The sequence below is a fragment of the Xenorhabdus khoisanae genome, from assembly GCF_001037465.1.
In the GTDB taxonomy this organism is placed as follows: Bacteria; Pseudomonadota; Gammaproteobacteria; order Enterobacterales; family Enterobacteriaceae; genus Xenorhabdus; species Xenorhabdus khoisanae.
On sequence record NZ_LFCV01000056.1, the window covers coordinates 7,987 to 28,434 of the forward strand.

General features: G+C 49.2%; 1 protein-coding gene. It reads left to right on the forward strand.

What is annotated here, in order from left to right:
• Positions 1–223 precede the first annotated feature (223 nt).
• Positions 224–20,200: a non-ribosomal peptide synthase/polyketide synthase gene (locus AB204_RS09415; protein WP_047963127.1), complete on the forward strand. Its 19,977-nt coding sequence runs from the start codon at positions 224–226 to the stop codon at positions 20,198–20,200.
• The last annotated feature ends 248 nt before the right edge of the window (positions 20,201–20,448 follow it).

Consider the following 20,448-nt stretch of genomic DNA (forward strand, 5'->3'; position numbering starts at 1 on the left):
GTATATTATTTTTATTATGGAAATCAGACAAAAATATCGACAAGCATAATGAATTTCGTGATATTGATTAAAGTTTATTTGTTGCTAATTTAAAGTTATTTGCTTTAGGCTAAACAATGTTAGCGCGTAATGGCCTGATTCCGTGAGAATTCGAGGAGTGGGAATGGTACTTGGTGATCTTTCTGTCACCGTGTCTTTGGTTAATTAACGTAAGGAATTAGCAATGAAAAACGATAAGGTGATGACTCTACCAACCAAATGTGAAAAAGCAAGTTTATCGACATCACAAGAACAAAAAGGGTCATTTCATCATATTAAAGGTTATTCAGAAAATCACCATATATCGGCATCTTATAAATTGGTGGGAAATTTAAATATTGACCTATTTCAACAAGCTTTAAATGTTTTATCTGTCCGTCATGATATATTATGTTCAACTTGGATTAAAAATAATTCTCTTCCGGTTGTTAATCCTCTGAATGAGGATATTTCATTTTCCCTCGCAATTTCTGATCTCCGTACAGTTGATGAGCAGGAAAAGAGGGTTGCTCAGGTTATTGATGAAACAATCAATGTCCCCTTTGATTTTACCCGGGGCCCATTGTTAAGAGCTGTCTTAGTATTATTGAATAATGATGAATATATATTTTTATTAAATCAGCACCCAGTTATTTCTGACTGTTGTTCCGTTAGCGTTCTCATTAATGAATTATGTGTTATTTATAATGATCTATTGAACCATCGGGCAGTTTCTTTGCCGCACGCCACTCACCATGCTACTGAATCGCCAAAACCGACAACCTATCCAAGGCTTAACAATTTGTCCCCAAAAGGGGATATCTGTGCATTTACTCTCGATAAAAATTTAACAAGTCAGCTTAAGCAGATTAGCCAGAAACATGGGATAACCCTGTTAATGACCGTTATGACGGCTTGGGCTATTGTGCTTAATCGACTTTCAGGGCAGGACAGTGTCGTCATTGGCACTCCTTTTGCTAACAGAAATATTACAGAGCCTTTTACCAATATCTTGCCATTACGGATTGATATTGATGATGACACCACAATTGAAGAACTGCTTGCGCAGGTCAACTATACAATGATTAATGCGCAAGATAATCAGGATATTCCTTTTGAACACCTTGTTGAAGCTATACATCCTGAATGCAGGAGTACTTATCCTTCTGTTTTTCAGGCTGTTATAAACTGGCTGGACTGTTTTGAAAGCGAGTGTGAATTTGAAGGGATCAAAATATCGCCGATTGATTATTACTCAAATACAGTAAACGTTGAGCTTGAATTGTTTATGTACCACCGAGACGGTGAAATTATCGGGGGAATAAACTATGCGACAGCGCTGTTTGATAAACAAGTCATCGAACGCCAGTTAAATTATTTTCTTATCGTTTTGCGCACCATAGCGAAAAATATGGCTCAGCGTGTTAAAGATATTGATATTTTGCCTGCGGATGAACGAGCACTATTGCTAAACCAATGGAATGACACAGCTGGTGATTACCCGTCAGAACGCTGTATCCATGAACTGCTTGAACGGCAGGCGATAAAAACACCGCAAGCTCCTGCCTTGGTGTTTAACGATCATATCCTGAGTTATGCTGAATTGAACCAGCAGGCTAACCAATTAGCACACCGACTGATTGCTGAAGGGGTGGTTCCGGATAGCCGCGTGGCTATTTGTGTTGATCGAACGCCGTTGATGGTGATTGGTTTGCTGGCAATTTTAAAAGCGGGCGGGGCTTACGTTCCACTTGATCCTAATTATCCATCGGCACGCCTTCACTATATTCTTGATGATGCTGATCCTGTCTTGCTATTACAGGATGAAATCGGGGCAAATAAGTTACATGGCATCTCTGTGACAAAAAAACGGCTGGACATAAACGCTGTTCTGGCCGAAGGCGTTGAGTTATCAGCAGAGAATCCCTGTGTAATAGGGCTAAGCTCACGTAATCTGGCTTATGTTATCTACACATCAGGTTCAACCGGCAATCCGAAAGGCGTGCAAAATGAACATCGCAGTGTGATGAATCGCTTGTATTGGATACAGCAAACTTATCAACTGACACCTGATGATGTGGTGTTACAAAAAACCACGTTTAGTTTTGATGTTTCTGTTTGGGAGCTATTTTGTAGCTTTATCAATGGTGCCAAAATGGTATTGGCAACCACAGCTCAACAAAAAAATCTTTCACTGCTGGTTGAGTTAATCAACCAAGAGAAGGTAACTACACTTCATTTTGTGCCTTCAGTGTTGACCGCATTCTTAAAAGAATCCGATGCAGCACATTGTGTAACGTTAAAACACCTGTTTTGCAGTGGTGAAGCATTGCATCCGATAACGGTGAAACATTGTCAGGCGTTGATGCCTTGGGCCAGGATATATAATTTATATGGCCCGACAGAAGCTGCGATTGATGTGACGTACTGGCACTGTCCCGATAATTTTGATGGTCAGGTAGTGCCGATCGGCAAACCCATTACGAATTCCCGTATTTATTTATTAGATGACCAACAACGGCCCGTCCCTTTAGGCGCTGTTGGTGAATTATACATTGGGGGCGTTAGTGTTGCCCGCGGTTATCTGAATAAACCGGAACTGACAGCAGAATATTTTCTGGCCGATCCTTTTCATTCCGAACCTGATGCCCGCATGTACCGTACTGGCGATTTGGCTCGTTATGATCATGACGGCAACATTGAATATATCGGGCGTAATGATCATCAGGTCAAGATTCGTGGTTTCCGCATCGAGTTAGGTGAAATTGAAACTTCTCTTGAAACTCATCCGTCGGTACAGCAAGCGGCGGTTATTGCTTATGAAGGAATCGGAGGAGATAAACGGTTAGTTGCTTATGTGGTCTTGGTTCAGGGCAATAAATCTGATCAGACCGCAGGGATGCTGCGACAACATCTGCTGTCGGCTCTACCCGAATATATGGTGCCGGCAGCTTTTGTCGTAATGACACATTTCCCACTGACGCCCAATGGCAAACTTGACCGCAAGGCACTGCCGGAGCCGGATAGCACCGCTTATCAACGCCAGGATTATCAGTCACCACAAGGTGAGGCAGAAAGCCTGTTGGCAGAGATGTGGAGCCAGCTACTGGGTATCAAGAATATCAGTCGGTTTGATAACTTCTTTACGCTCGGTGGGCACTCGCTATTGATCGTGCAGTTGATGGGATTGTTGCGGGAAAAAAACTATACCGTGCAGTCTGGCGTTCTGTTTTCGAAGCCGATATTAGCAGAGCAGGCGGCTTTACTGATAAAAATTGATGATACCTTTGCTATTCCACCTAATCTGATAGGAATGGAATGTGAGCGTATCATCCCTGAAATGTTGCCGTTGATCGATATCGGGCAGGCAGACATTGACAGACTGGTCAGCCAGATACCGGATGGAGTCACCAATATTCAGGACATCTATGCATTATCACCATTGCAGGATGGCATTTTATTCCATCATTTGTTGGCGGAAGAAGGTGACCCGTATTTGTTGACTCGTCAGATAGTCTTTGCCAATCGTTTTTTGCTGGATCGTTATTTAGCGGCTCTTCAACAAGTGGTTGATCGGCACGATATCCTGCGCACAGTCTTTATCTGGCAGGGATTATCCGTTCCAGCTCAGGTGGTTTTACGTCAGGTGACTTTGTCAGTGACTGAGTTGGCTTTGAATCCGGTTGATGGTCCGGTCTATGACCAGCTAGCTCAACATTTTAACCCGAGTCACTATCGTATGGACTTGGGGCAGGCACCGCTACTGCACTTGGCGATAGCGCAGGAAACTGATGGTCGCTGGATAGCACTGCAATTGCAGCATCACCTGATTGGCGATCATGTAACAATGGAGATGATGAACAGTGAAGTTCGGGCCTATCTCGCTGGACAGGGAGACAAACTGCCTGCTTCAGTCCCTTTCCGTAATCTGGTAGCTCAAGCCCGGCTGGGCGTTAGTCAAACAGAACATACCCATTTCTTTACCGACATGTTGGCGGAAGTAGTTGAGCCAACACTGTCATTCGGTGTAGCGGAAGTACATCACGATGGTTCGCAAACCACAGAATCGCACCGACGGCTGGCTGCTGATCTGAATGAACGCCTGCGCTGTCAGGCAAAACGTCTGGGAGTCAGTTTAGCAGCGTTGTGTCATTTAGCTTGGGCGCAAGTAGTGTCGCGTACCAGTAGTCAAGAGCAAGTCGTGTTCGGAACCTTGCTGTTTGGGCGTATGCAGGTGGAGGAAGGTTCTGGCAGTGGGATGGGATTATTCATTAACACCTTACCACTGCGGTTAGATATTGGTGAAACCTCGGTGCGTGATAGCGTACAAGAGACGCATAGGCGATTGGCGGAATTATTGGCGCATGAGCACGCGTCACTGGCATTAGCACAGCGTTGCAGTGGGGTTGCCAGTGGTACGCCGCTGTTCAATACGCTGTTGAACTATCGGTATAGCTTATTACCGGAGGTTTCAGATGATGTATTAAATGGCATCGAATTTTTTGGTGAACAGGAGCGTACTAATTATCCATTCGCACTGTCGGTGGATGATTTTGGCGATGCATTAGGTCTGACGGCGCAGGTGGTACATCCGTTTGATCCGGTACGGATATGCGGTTATATGCAGCAGGCTCTGGAAAGTCTGGTGGAAGCACTTGAACAGTCTCCGGAGACACCGATACGGGCATTGGAAATTTTACCGGAAACAGAACGAACTCTGTTGTTAACAACATGGAACGCGACAGAAACCGCCTATCCTGAACAGTTATGCGTTCATCAATTATTTGAACAACAAGTGGAAAAACAACCGGATGCAACCGCATTAGTGTATGAAGATCAGACTCTAAGCTATGCTGAATTAAATGCCCGCGCTAATCGGCTGGCTCACCATCTGATTGCGCTGGGTGTAGAACCGGATCAACGGGTGGCCATTTGTGTCACACGTTCACCGGCGATGGTGGTAGGGTTATTGGCGGTGCTGAAAGCGGGGGGAGCGTACGTGCCGCTGGACCCAACTTATCCGGGGGAACGTTTGGCTCATATGCTGAAGGATGCCGCCCCATCAGTAGTATTGGTTGATAAGGTTGGACGGGCTGTGTTAGGTGATAACGCGCTTGCTGGATTAATTACCCTTGATCCGAATGCTCTGCCAGTCCAGCCGGACACCAATCCCTCGATTGCGGCATTGACCCCGCATCATCTGGCTTATGTGATTTATACTTCGGGTTCTACCGGCATACCGAAAGGAGTGATGGTGGAACATCAGGCTGTTTATCAACGCACTCTGGGCCTCAATGAGACTTATGCGGTTACGGCACAAGACCGGGTGCTGCAATTTTCATCATTTGCGTTTGATGCGTCAATCGAAGAGTTTTTCTTGTCATTATGCAACGGTGCAACACTGGTGATGCGTAATGATAGCTGGTTGGCTTCTATTCAGGCGTTTATTTCTCTGGCCCGACAATACCATATCACAGTGATGTCTTTACCAACCTTGTTTTGGTCTGAACTGACAACCCGAGACAAGACACTGCCGTTGCCGAATTGCCTCAGACTAATCATCATTGGTGGTGAGGCGGTGAAAAAAAGGGCTATTCAGGATTGGTTTGCGCATAAAACTCATCGGCCACAGTTATTGAACACGTATGGCCCGACTGAAAATACTGTGATTGCCACTTATCACGAAATAATCTTCCCCGAAAATGATTGTTTAATTGGCCGACCGATAAGCAATACTTGTATCTATTTGTTGGACAAATTTAGGCAACCCGTGCCATTAGGTTGTACCGGAGAAATGTATATTGGTGGTGAGGGGGTAGCCCGGGGTTATCTGAACCAGCCAGAATTGACCGCTGAACGTTTCCTGCCTGACTCATTTAGCCATAAACCAAATGCACGGATGTACCGCACCGGGGATTTGGCCCGTTATCTGCCGGATGGCGATCTGGAATTCCTGGGGCGTAATGACCATCAGGTGAAAATTCGGGGCTTCCGGATAGAGTTGGGGGAAATTGAGACCCGGCTGACAGAGTATCCGGCAGTGAGTGAGGCCGTTGTGCTGGCATTGGGAGAAGGGCAGGATCAGCGTTTGGTGGCTTATGTGGTGGCGGAGCCGGATGATGGATTGATTAATCGTCTGCGTACTCACGTGAGCACCATTTTGCCGGATTATATGGTGCCGGCAGCCTTTGTCCGTTTGGAGGCGCTGCCGTTGACACCGAATGGTAAACTGGATCGTCAGGCATTACCGGCTCCGGACGAAAAAGCGTTTGCCCGTCAGGTGTATGAAGCACCGCAAGGGGAGATGGAAATAACGCTGGCAGTAATCTGGCGAGAGTTGTTGGGAATTGAACAGATAGGCCGGTATGATAGCTTCTTTGCCTTGGGCGGTCATTCTTTGTTGGCAGTAAGGATGATGAACCGTATTGCCGCCTTAAATATTGAACTGCCGTTGTCTACATTATTTAAATCCCCGACTTTGGCAGGTTTTGCTAAAGTCATCGAAATCCGGTTTGGCGAACAGGGCGATAGGCGTCCAGCCATCCTGCCAATATCCCGTGAAGGTCATTTACCGTTGTCATTTTCGCAACAGCGTCTGTGGTTTCTGGCACAGTTTGAAGGGATCAGTCAGACTTACCATATTCCGATGGCTCTGCGCTTGCGAGGTCAGCTTAATATTGATGTCTGGCAGCAAGCGCTTGATGCGCTATTTACCCGCCATGAAGCACTGCGTTCTGTTTTCGTTTCCAATGACGGTCAGCCTCAGGTTGAATTGTTATCAACCGATTTGGGTCTACCGATAAGACAATACGATTTACGGAAAACGCCTGATGTAGATGAACAGCTTGAGCGTTTATGTGCGCAGGAAACGGAAGTGCCATTTAATCTCGTTTGCGGTCCGTTAATCCGGGCCAGTCTGATACAACTGGCTGACGATGATTACATCTTTTTGCTAATCCAGCATCATATTGTGTCAGACGGCTGGTCTGTTGATGTATTGATGCGAGAGTTAAATACATGCTATGCGGCCTTTTTAGCAGGGCAACCGAACCCATTACCGCCGCTGACAGTGCAATACCCTGATTACGCCGCCTGGCAACGCCAGTGGTTTTCGGTTGAACGCTTGCAATCCCAATCGGACTATTGGCGTACGGCATTAGCCGGCGTGCCGGTTTTATTGGATTTGCCCACTGACCGGCCACGGCCGTCTGAACAGTCATTTGCCGGGGATCTTGTGCCTGTCGTTCTGGAGCCGGCATTAACCGACTCCCTCAAACGACTGAGCGGGCAACAGGGAACCACGCTATTTATGACGCTGTTGTCTGCCTGGGCAATCGTCTTATCGCGTTTGTCCGGACAGGAAGACATAGTGATAGGCACCCCGAGTGCGGGCCGCAATCATCAGGCGGTGGAATCTTTGATTGGCTTTTTTGTCAACACACTGGCTTTACGTGTCGATTTATCCGGTGCGCCCAATGCGGCTGAACTGCTCACCCGTGTGAAACAAACCGCGCTGGCGGCACAGGAACATCAGGATCTGCCGTTTGAACAGGTGGTGGAAATCGTGCAGCCATCACGCCAATTGGCCCATACCCCGCTGTTTCAGGTGATGTTTGCCTGGCAGAACAATGAACGCACCGGGTGGGAATTACCGGGGCTGGCCGTCTCTCCAGCTGACGTCCTCCTGAACATCGCCAAGTTTGATCTCGAACTGAACCTGTTTGAGGAAGAGGGCCAAATTGTGGGGGCGCTGCATTATGCCACGGCGTTGTTTGATAAACCGACCATCGAACGGCAGGTGGGATATCTGCACGCAGTCTTGCAAGCGATGGTTGCTGACCTGCAACAGCCGGTGGGGAAAATGGATATTCTGGCCCCGGCAGAGCGCCAATTATTGCTGGAGACGTGGAATGGGACAGAAACACCGTATCCTGATCCATTGGGTATTCATCAGGTGTTTGAACAACAGGTGGGGAAAACCCCGGGTGCAACAGCCCTGGTATATGAAAAACAAACCTTCAGCTATGCAGAGTTGAATGCCCGGGCCAATCGGTTGGCCCATCAGCTGATTGCGCTGGGCGTCACGCCGGATCAGCGGGTCGCTATTTGTGTGACGCGCTCTCCGGCCATGATCATCGGGCTGCTGGCGGTACTGAAAGCCGGCGGGGCCTATGTGCCGCTGGACCCGGATTATCCGGAGGAGCGTCTGGCCCATATTCTGACCGATGCCGCACCGGTTATCTTGCTGGCGGACCATGCTGGGCGGGCCGCGTTGGGCGAAGATGCCATTGCGGTCAGGGTTGTACTCGACCCCAATGTATTGCCGGATCAGCCGGAGACCAACCCACAGGTCCCGGCTTTAACTTCCCGGCATCTGGCGTATGTGATTTATACCTCCGGTTCGACAGGCACACCGAAAGGCGTGATGGTTGAACACAGGCAATTGGTTCACCAAATTACGGCATTGAATACGCAATGGGTGTTTACTGCTTCGGATCGGGTATTGCAGTTCTGCAACCCTTGTTTTGATGTCAGTGTATCAGAAATATTTAGCGCCCTCGCCAATGGTTCAGCCTTGGTTCTACGGACAGATCAGTGGACATTCAGTGCGCAGGAATTCTGGCACCTGTGTGAGTCTTTTAAAATTACCTACATGACCATACCGGTTCAATTCTGGCGGGTAATCGCAGATATCGGTGAAAGCCGCATTTATAAGGATCTAAAGGCTATTTGTATCGGTGGGGAAACAATACCTCATCATGAACTGGAACGCTGGTTATCCGTTCACCGTCAGCATCCTGTGCTGACCAATTGTTATGGTCCCACTGAAGCCACCATTATTACAACAACATATTGCCTGAATGACATGGTCGGGCAGGCCAATATTATTGGTCGTCCGCTGCCGAATATGCGTGCTTATCTGCTGGATGCTGATGGTCAGCCCGTGCCCTTAGGGACGGTAGGCGAGCTATACATTGGCGGTACCGGCGTGGCACGGGGTTACCTGAATCGCCCTGAACTGACGGCTGAACGTTTCCTGACAGATCCGTTCAGCAATGAACCAGATGCACGGATGTACCGGTCCGGCGATTTGGCCCGTTACCTGCCGGACGGTAATCTGGTGTTTATCGGCCGTAATGACCAGCAGGTGAAAATCCGCGGTTTCCGGGTTGAACCGGGGGAAATTGAGGCCCGGTTAGAAGAACATCCTCTCGTACGCGAAGCGCTGGTCGTGGCTTTCGATGACAGTCAGGACAAACATCTGGTGGCTTATGTCGTGGCCCAAGCGGAGGAAGGGTTATCTAACCGCCTGTATACCTACCTCAGTACCCTTTTACCGGATTATATGGTGCCAACCGCGTTTGTGTGTCTGCCCGCATTCCCGCTGACACCAAACGGTAAGCTAGATCGTCAGGCGTTACCCATACCTGATGAAAAGGCACTCGCCCGCCAGACTTATGAAGCACCACAAGGGGAAATGGAAATAGCCCTGGCTTCTATCTGGCGTAATTTGTTGGGAATTGAACAGGTAAGCCGACATGATAATTTCTTTGCCCTGGGAGGGCATTCGTTACTTGCCATCCGAATGATTGAACGGCTGCATCACCTTGGCCTCACGTTGGCCGTGCGCGATCTGTTCCAGTCTCCGGTATTGTCCGGGTTGGCACAAACTCTGAAACCGCACCAAACCGTGGTGGTTCCTCCCAATGCCATTACACCCGCCACTACCACGCTGACACCCGCAATGTTGCCCTTAATTGACCTCACCCAGCCAGAGATTGACCATATCATCCGGCAAGTGCCGGGCGGGTTGGCCAATATTCAGGATATCTATGCGTTATCGCCGTTGCAGGACGGTATTTTATTCCATCATTTGTTGGAAGACGAAGGTGATCCCTACTTGTTGGTCAATCAGATGATTTTTTCTGACCGAATCTTGTTGAACCGTTATCTGGAGGCCGTTCAGTGGGTAGTTAATCGGCATGATATCCTGCGCACAGCTTTTCTCTGGCAAGGCTTATCCATTCCGGCTCAGGTGGTTTGGCGTCAGGCTTCTTTGTCTGTCACAGAGCTGACTCTGGATCCGGCCGATGGCCCGGTCAGTGAGCAACTGGCTCAACGTTTCGACTCATATCATTACCGTCTTGATCTGAGCCAGGCACCATTGTTGCGTTTTGTGGTGGCCCAGGAAACGGACGGTCGCTGGCGTGTATTAGAATTGTTACATCATCTGATTGGCGACCATACAACACTGGAGGTGATGAACCGGGAAGTTCAGGCCTATCTGGCCGGACAAAGGGATAGTCTGCCTGCTCCGGTACCTTTCCGTAATCTGGTAGCACAAGCCCGGCTGGGCATCAGCCAGATGGAACATACTCGCTTTTTTACCGACATGTTGATTGGGGTGAGTGAACCTACGTTGTTGTTTGGGGTAAAAAAGATTGAGGTGAAAAAAACAGATCATGATGCTTCTCAGATAACACAATCACACCGGATGTTACCTTCCACACTTAATGATCGCCTGCGCAATCAGGCCAGACTTCAGGGAGGCAGCCTGGCTACTTTATGTCATGTAGCTTTGGGGCAAGTATTATCTCGTATCAGTGGTCAGTCGAAAGTGGTGTTCGGCACAGTGTTATTTGGGCGTATGCAGGCAGGGGAAGGTGTTGATAGTGGAATGGGGTTATTTATCAACACATTACCGCTTCTATTGGATATAGATGAAACCTCAGTACGTAGCAGTGTACAGGCGGCGCATAGCCGGTTGGCCGAATTGTTGGAACATGAACATGCGTCACTGGCACTGGCTCAACGTTGCAGTGGGGTTGCCAGCGGTACGCCGTTGTTCAATATGCTGCTGAACTACCGACATAATACGCTGGTAGAGTCTACCGATAACATAATGAAAGGTGTTGAGTTCCTTGATGGGCAGGAGCGCACCAATTATCCGTTTGTCCTGTCGATAGAAGATTTTGGTGATGCTCTGGGGCTGACGGCACAGGCAATACAACCGTTTAACCCCGGATGGATATGCGGTTACATGCAGCAAGCATTGGAAAGTCTGGTGGAGGCGCTGGAACAGGCACCGGAAAGGCCAATAAGGGCATTGGAAATTCTGCCGGAAACTGAGCGGACACGGCTGTTAAAAACGTGGAATGCGACAGAAACCGCCTATCCTGAGCAGTTATGTATCCATCAGTTGTTTGAACAGCAGGTGGAGAAAAACCCGGATGCTCCGGCTTTAATATACGAAGAGCAAACTTTCAGCTATGCAGAATTGAATGCGAATGCTAATCGACTGGCTCATGAACTAATGGCATTGGGTGTCGGGCCAGACCAGCAGGTAGTCATTTGTGTGACCCGTTCTCCGGCAATGATAATGAGTGTGTTGGCCGTATTGAAAGCCGGTGGAGCTTATGTACCACTGGATCTGGCCTATCCGGGAGCACGATTGAGGCATATTCTGCATGAGGTGGCACCGTCAGTAGTTCTGGCTGATAAGACCGGACATATCGCCTTAGGTGAAACCGCATTAGGCGGAATAGTTGTCCTCGATCCAAATATGTTAGTGGATCAGCCGGACAACAATCCGACAGTGCCAACACTAACATCCCGACATCTGGCATATGTGATTTATACCTCCGGTTCGACGGGTACGCCGAAGGGGGTGATGGTAGAACACCGCGGGCTGGTTAACCTGATTCAGGAGAAAATCACCCAGTTCGGTATCAGCATTGAAAGTCGGGTATTACAGTTTGCCGCCTTGGGTTTTGATGCAAGTATCTGGGAAATGATGATGGCATTGGGAAGTGGAGCCAGTCTGGTTATCGCGATTGACACCATCCGTCAAGACCCGCGTCGTCTCTGGCATTATCTGGAGCAACAGGCAGTAACGCATACCTATCTGCCTCCGGCATTACTTCAGGATGGGGCCGATTTACCGGAGTTAACGATAAAACTGACAGTAATACTGGGCGGTGAAGCACCGAGTGCGCTATTGCTTCAGGCTCTGTGTAATCGGGTAACGCTGTTTAATGTTTATGGCCCGACAGAAATCACGGTGTGTGCCACAACTTGGCATTGTCCGTCAGACTATACGGGGACAGAAGTGCCTATTGGGCGCCCGATAGCCAACACTCAGATTTATTTACTGGATGTTCACGGTCAGCCCGTACCGTTGGGCGCTGTGGGCGAGTTATACATTGGTGGTGCGGGTGTGGCGCGGGGTTACCTGAATCGCCCTGAACTGACAGTTGAACGTTTCCTGACAGATCCGTTCAGTAATGAACCGGATGCACGCATGTACCGCACCGGGGATTTGGCCCGTTATCTGCCGGACGGTAATCTGGTGTTTGTCGGCCGTAATGACCAGCAGGTGAAAATTCGCAGTTTCCGGATTGAGCCGGGAGAAATTGCAGCTCGGTTGATTGAATACCCAGCGGTACGTGACGCCGTGGTATTGGCACAGGGAGATGGTTATGACAAACGGCTGGTTGCCTATGTGGTGGCAGAGGCGGATGATGGATTAGTGAATAACCTGCGAACTCATCTGAGTGCCATTTTGCCGGATTATATGGTGCCAGCGGCGTTTGTCCGTTTAGATGCCTTTCCGTTAACACCGAACGGTAAACTGGATCGTCAGGCACTGTCAGCACCGGACAAAGCAGCCTTTGCTCACCAGATTTATGCAGCTCCGCAAGGAGAGATGGAAATTGCTCTGGCGGCTATTTGGCGCGAGTTATTGGGAATGGAACAAGTCAGCCGGCATGACAATTTCTTTGCACTCGGTGGTCATTCATTGTTGGCGGTACGGATGATGAATCGTATAACAGCTTTAGGTGTTGAACTGCCGCTGAGTGTGTTATTTGAATCACCTTCCTTGATTACTTTTGCTGAGGCGATAAATACCCGGCTGGATAAACAAGAAAGTATACTGCCTGTTATCATGCCGATATCCCGTGAGAGTGAGTTGCCACTGTCATTTGCTCAACAACGTTTGTGGTTTCTGGCTCAGATTGAGAATGTGGGTGATACCTATCATATTCCGATGGCTCTGCGTTTGCGGGGACAGATTAATATCACAGCTTGGCAACAAGCACTTAATAGCCTGTTTGCTCGCCATGAGGCGTTACGTTCCATATTCTTCTCTGTTGAGGGTCAACCACAGGTGAAACTATTGGCATCAGACAGTGGAATGCCTTTGGTTCAGCATGACCTGCGAGAGATACCTGATGCTGGTACGATGCTTGAACGTTTGAGTACAGAGGAGATCTACACACCATTTGATCTCAGCAAAGGGCCGCTTATCCGCGCTTGCCTTATCCGGCTTGCGGATGATGAATATCAGTTTCTGCTTACTCAACATCATATTGTTTCAGATGGCTGGTCTGTCAGTGTCTTAATGCGTGAACTGAGTACTCTTTATGCTGCTTTTCTGGCAGGGCAACCGAACCCATTACCGCCGCTGACAGTGCAATACCCTGATTACGCCGCTTGGCAACGCGAGTGGTTTTCGGTTGAACGCTTGCAATCCCAATCGGACTATTGGCGTACGGCATTAGCCGGCGTGCCGGTTTTATTGGATTTGCCCACTGACCGGCCACGGCCGTCTGAACAGTCATTTACCGGGGATCTTGTGCCTGTTGTTCTGGAGCCGGCACTCACTGCTGCCCTCAAACAACTGAGCGAACAACATGGAACCACATTGTTTATGACGCTGTTGTCTGCCTGGGCAATCGTCTTATCGCGTTTGTCCGGACAGGAAGACGTAGTGATAGGCACCCCGAGTGCGGGCCGCAATCATCAGGCGGTGGAATCTTTGATTGGCTTTTTTGTCAACACACTGGCTTTACGTGTCGATTTATCCGGTGTGCCTAATGCGGCTGAGCTGCTCACCCGTGTGAAACAAACCGCGCTGGCGGCACAGGCACATCAGGATCTGCCGTTTGAACAGGTGGTGGAAATCGTGCAGCCATCACGCCAATTGGCCCATACCCCGCTGTTTCAGGTGATGTTCGCCTGGCAGAACAATGAACACACCGGATGGGAATTACCGGGGCTGGCCGTCTCTCCGGCTGATGTTCTCCTGAACATCGCCAAATTTGATCTCGAACTGAACCTGTCTGAGGAAGAGGACCACATTGTGGGGGCGCTGCATTATGCCACGGCGCTGTTTGATAAACCGACTATCGAACGGCATGTGGGATATCTGCACGCAGTCTTGCAAGCGATGGTTGCTGACCTGCAACAACCGGTGGGGAAAATAGATATTCTGGCCCCGGCAGAGCGCCAATTATTGCTGGAGACGTGGAATGGGACAGAAACACCGTATCCTGATCCATTGGGTATTCATCAGGTGTTTGAACAACAGGCCGGGAAAACCCCGGGTGCAACAGCCCTGATATATGAAAAACAAACCTTCAGCTATGCAGAGTTGAATGCCCGTGCTAACCGGTTGGCCCATCAGCTGATTGCGCTGGGCGTCACGCCGGATCAGCGGGTCGCGATTTGTGTGACGCGCTCCCCGGCCATGATCATCGGGTTGCTGGCGGTACTGAAAGCCGGCGGGGCCTATGTGCCGCTGGATCCGGACTATCCGGGTGAGCGTCTGGCCCATATTCTGACCGATGCCGCACCGGTTATCTTGCTGGCGGACCATGCTGGGCGGGCCGCGTTGGGCGAGGATGCCATTGCGGTCAGGGTTGTACTTGACCCCAATGTATTGCCGGACCAGCCGGAGACCAACCCACAGGTCCCGGCTTTAACTTCCCGGCATCTGGCGTATGTGATTTATACCTCGGGCTCGACGGGCACACCGAAAGGCGTGATGGTTGAACACAGGCAATTGGCGCACCAAATTACGGCATTGAATACGCAATGGGTGTTTACTGCTTCAGACCGGGTATTGCAGTTCTGCAACCCTTGTTTTGATGTCAGTGTATCAGAAATATTTAGCGCCCTCGCCAATGGTTCAGCCTTGGTTCTACGGACAGATCAGTGGACATTCAGTGCGCAGGAATTCTGGCACCTGTGTGAGTCTTTTAAAATTACCTACATGACCATACCGGTTCAATTCTGGCGGGTAATCGCAGATATTGGTGAAAGCCGCATCTATAAGGAGTTAAGGGCCATTTGTATCGGTGGGGAAACGATGCCTCATCATGAACTGGAACGCTGGTTATCCGTTCACCGTCAGCATCCTGTGCTGGCAAATTGTTATGGTCCCACTGAAGCCACCATTATTACGTCGATATTTTGTATGAATGATATGGTCGGGCAGGCCAATACCATTGGTCGCCCGCTACCGAATATGCGGGCTTATCTGCTGGATGCTGATGGTCAGCCCGTGCCGTTGGGCGCTGTCGGTGAGCTATACATTGGCGGTACCGGCGTGGCACGGGGTTACCTAAATCGCCCTGAGCTGACGATTGAGCGTTTCCTGACAGATCCGTTCAGCAATGAACCGGATGCACGGATGTACCGGTCCGGCGATTTGGCCCGTTACCTGCCGGACGGTAATCTGGTGTTTGTCGGCCGTAATGACCAGCAGGTGAAAATCCGCGGTTTCCGGGTTGAGCCGGAAGAAATTGAGGCCCGGTTAGAAGAGCACCCTCTCGTACGCGAAGCGCTGGTTATGGCTTTCGATGACGGTCAGGACAAACGTCTGGTGGCTTATGTCGTGGCCCAAGCGGATGAAGGGTTATCTAACCGCCTGTATACCTACCTCAGTACCCTTTTGCCGGATTATATGGTGCCGACCGCGTTTGTCCGTTTAGATGCCTTTCCATTAACGCCAAACGGTAAGCGGGATCGCCAGACATTACCTGTACCGGATAATAAAGCCCTTGTTCATCAGGTTTACGAAGCACCGAAAGGAGAACGGGAAACAGCTTTAGCCATTATCTGGAGAGACTTGCTGGGAGTTGAACAGGTAAGCCGACATGATAATTTCTTTGCCCTGGGAGGGCATTCGTTGCTTGCCATCCGAATGATTGAACGGCTGCATCACCTTGGCCTCACGTTGGCCGTGCGCGATCTGTTCCAGTCTCCGGTATTGTCCGGGCTGGCACAAACTCTGAAACCGCACCAAACCGTGGTGGTTCCTCCCAATGCCATTACACCCGCCACTACCACGCTGACACCCGCAATGTTGCCCTTAATTGACCTCACCCAGCCAGAGATTGATCATATCATCCGGCAAGTGCCGGGCGGGTTGGCCAATATTCAGGATATCTATGCGTTATCGCCGTTGCAGGACGGTATCTTATTCCATCATCTGTTGGCAAATGAGGGAGATGCTTATCTTTTGATGATCCAACAGGCTTTTGCTAACCGGGATTTATTAGACCGCTATCTGGCAGCGGTTCAATGGGTGGTCGATAGGCACGATATCCTGCGCACGGCTTTTCTCTGGCAAGGCTTATCAGTGCCGGTTCAGGTGGTTTGGCGTCAGGCTTCTTTGTCTGTCACAGAACTGACTCTGGATCCGGCCGATGGCCCGGTCAGTGAGCAACTGGCTCAACGTTTTAACCCGCATCACTATCGCCTTGATTTGAGGCAGGCACCGTTGTTGAGCTTTATAGTAGCGCGGGAAGAAACAGATGAAACAGATGGTCGTTGGATCTTATTAGGGCTTCAGCATCATCTGATTGGCGACCATACAACGCTGGACGTGATGAACCGGGAAGTTCAGGCCTATCTGGCGGGTCAGAAGGATAGCTTACCTGCTCCAGTTCCTTTCCGGCGCTTAATTGCTCAGGCACGGATGGGAGTGAGTCAGGAAGAACATACGCGTTTCTTTACCGATATGCTGGCTGAGGTAAAAGAGCCGACGTTACCGTTTGGGCTGATGGAAGTCTATCGCAATGATTTTCAGGTTACAGAATGTCATCAAATGCTGATATCGACACTGAATGAACGCCTGCGCAGTCAGGCCAAAGATTTGAATGTCAGTTTGGCGGCGTTATGTCATGTAGCTTGGGCGCAAGTATTATCGCGTACCAGCGGACAGCAGAAGGTGGTGTTCGGCACGGTGCTGTTCGGACGTATGGCGGTAGGTGAAGGCACTGACAGTGGTATGGGGATGTTTATCAATACCCTGCCATTGCGGTTGGATATGGATGAAACCTCGGTACGGGAAAGTGTACAGGTAGCGCACAGACGACTGGCTGGATTGCTAGAGCATGAACATGCATCATTGGCATTGGCTCAGCGTTGCAGTGGTGTACAAGGTGAAATCCCACTCTTTAGTGCATTACTAAACTACCGACATAATGTATTACCAACAATGTCAGATGGCATTGTGAACGATATTGAGTTTCTTGGTGCTCAGGAAAGTACTAACTATCCATTAGTGCTGTCGGTAGAGGATTTTGGTCATGCTTTAGGTTTGACGGTTGAAGTGGCGCAGCCCTATTCGCCGGAACAAATAGTCGGTTATATGCAGCAGGCTCTGGAAAGTTTGGTAGAGGCACTTGAGCAGCATCCAGAAACATCCGTACAAACACTGGAAATCCTGCCGGAAGTAGAGCGAAAACGACTGCTGGAAACGTGGAATTCGACAGCAACAGAGTATCCGAATACGTTGTGTATCCATCAGTTATTCGAACAACAAGTGGAAAAAACCCCGGATGCAACCGCATTAGTGTATGAAGATCAGACTCTAAGCTATGCCGAATTAAATGCCCGCGCTAATCGGCTGGCTCATCAGCTGATTGCGCTGGGTGTAGAACCGGATCAACGGGTGGCCATTTGTGTCACACGTTCACCGGCGATGGTGGTAGGGTTATTGGCGGTGCTGAAAGCGGGGGGAGCGTACGTGCCACTGGACCCAACTTATCCGGGGGAACGCCTGACACATATTTTGGCGGATGCCGCACCGGCTATTTTGTTGGCAGATAATGCCGGATGTATCGCATTAGGGGATAAAGCCCTTGCTGACCTGATTGTGCTTGACCCGAATTCATTACCAGCTCTGCCAGACAATAACCCACAAATACCTGCATTGACCTCACGGCATCTGGCGTATGTGATTTATACCTCCGGTTCGACTGGCAGGCCGAAAGGGGTGATGGTTGAGCATGACTCTTTATTAAATTTGCATGGAGCTTTGACACAGCATGTTTTTGCAAATTCATCTGTGCCTTACCGGGTTAGCCTGAACGCCAGTATTTCATTTGATGCGGCATTACAAAATTTACTTGGTCTCTTGAATGGCTATACGCTGGTCATTGTTCCACAAGCTGTGCGAGCCGACAGTGTGGCCTTCTTGCAATTTTTAACCACCGCTGACCTTGACGTGTTGGATTGTACGCCAATGCAATTGGAGATGTTGCTAGCGGCAGGGTTGTGTCAGCATAAAAAGGGCTTGGTACTGCTGGTTGGGGGGGAAGCGATATCTCCCCAAACCTGGCAGGCCGTAGCCAGTATGCCGCAACTGACGGCCTATAACGTTTATGGTCCGACCGAATGTACGGTTGATGCAACGCTGGCACGTATAGAGCCGGACCAGCCTTATCCGACAATGGGTCGCCCGCTGGACAATACGCGCCTTTACTTACTGGATAACGCCGGTTATCCGGTACCATTGGGGGCCGTGGGAGAGCTGTATATTAGTGGTGCGGGCGTAGCACGGGGTTATCTGAACCAGCCAGAATTAACCGCTGAACGTTTCCTGTCTGACCCCTTTAGCGGTAAACCGGATGCACGGATGTACCGCACCGGGGATTTGGCCCGTTACCTACCGAATGGCAATCTGGAATTTCTGGGGCGTAACGACCAACAGGTGAAAATCCGGGGTTTCCGTATAGAGCCGGGAGAAATTGAGGCCCGGCTGATAGAGTATCCGACGGTAAGTGAAGCCGTTGTCATGGCGCAGGGGGAAGGGCAAGATAGACGGCTGGTGGCCTATGTGGTGGCCCCCGTAGATGACAGACTGATTAATCATCTGCGTGTTCACCTGAGTAAGCTGTTACCGGACTATATGGTGCCGGCAGCGTTTGTCCGTTTGGATGCCCTGCCGTTGACACCGAATGGTAAACTGGATCGTCGGGCATTGCCAGTACCGGGCGAAGAAGCTTTTGTCCGTCAGGCTTATGAAACACCGCAAGGGGAGATAGAAATTGCATTAGCGGCTATCTGGTGTGAATTGCTGGGGATTGAGAAAGTGGGGCGGCACGACAATTTCTTTGCATTGGGAGGCCATTCACTACTTGCCATGCGGATGATAAATCTGACAGCAAAACGTGGCTTGTTTTGTACCCTGAATGCGCTGTTCCAATTTCCCGTGTTATCCGAATTAGCGGCAAAAATTATGTCAGATTGGTTATCTCAGCCACAACACAGTGCAACTTCTGTCCGATCTGACGGAACGCAGCTGCCTTTATTCTTTGTTCCCAGTGGGATAGGTGATTACTCCTATGCTTTTGGGTTAGCTGAACTTATGCAGTCAGGTTATCCGATTTATGCGCTGCCTTGGCCGTCCGTCAACGAGGAATGGATACCGACTATGGAAATGCTGGCAACCAGACTAATTGCCTTTATGAAAGCAGTTCAACCAGAAGGCCCATACCGGATATGTGGTTACTCTTCTGGTGGGGTACTGGCTTATGCCATTGCCCAGCAATTGCTGAATAGCGGCGATAAGGTTGATTTCCTTGGGTTGATTGATACATTTTCCCCTCATTGTTTCAGGAAATTAAAGACTCAACTCAAACATGAGTTTCTAACTGAATTAGTAAAGCAATCAGGGAACGAACACTCTACTGCAATTTCAGCATTATATCCGCGAACTGATGAGCTGAGTTGGGTGCAATTGATTGAGTTTGCACAGCAATTAGGGTTATATCCCTCAAATCTGAGTTCTGACTTAGTCGCAAGGCATATGGAACAGAGAGAAAACTATACACGAATAGTTAAGGATTATGTGCCGGAAACACTGACGGTAACATTGCATCAGTTCTATGCGACAGAACCTTCTCCACTTATGCCTGTTGTTACCGATTCGGAACAGGAACCTTTAACCATGGACTGTTCATTAGGGTGGGGTGAGGTAATGCCGGCTTCTTTACTGCGACTGATGGCTGTACCTGGTGATCATTCCAGTCTGTTTGAAGATAAAGAGAATAGAATTGTTTTGGCTCAGGTGCTCAATAGGGCATTAGCAAGCAATGATTACACTTAGTCATTTAGTATGGCAGTGATAATCATCCAATCCGGCATACATTATGTATGCCGGATTTGACAGAGTGTGCGACTGATTTCTGAAAATGTGTCAGGAAGAAATCTATGGCCCTTGACACTTTGTGTCAATTAAATGTCATTTAATGATAGTCGAAACCCCATCCAAACTCTATATACTAACTTGAATGTAATATTTAGAGTATGGAATGTTCCTTTTCAGGATGATTTAATCCTTACACTTATTTTAAT

Bases quoted from the DNA above. Each gene is read 5' to 3' on its own strand.
- AB204_RS09415 (WP_047963127.1), top strand. From the start codon at position 224: ATGAAAAACGATAAGGTGATGACTCTACCAACCAAATGTGAAAAAGCA.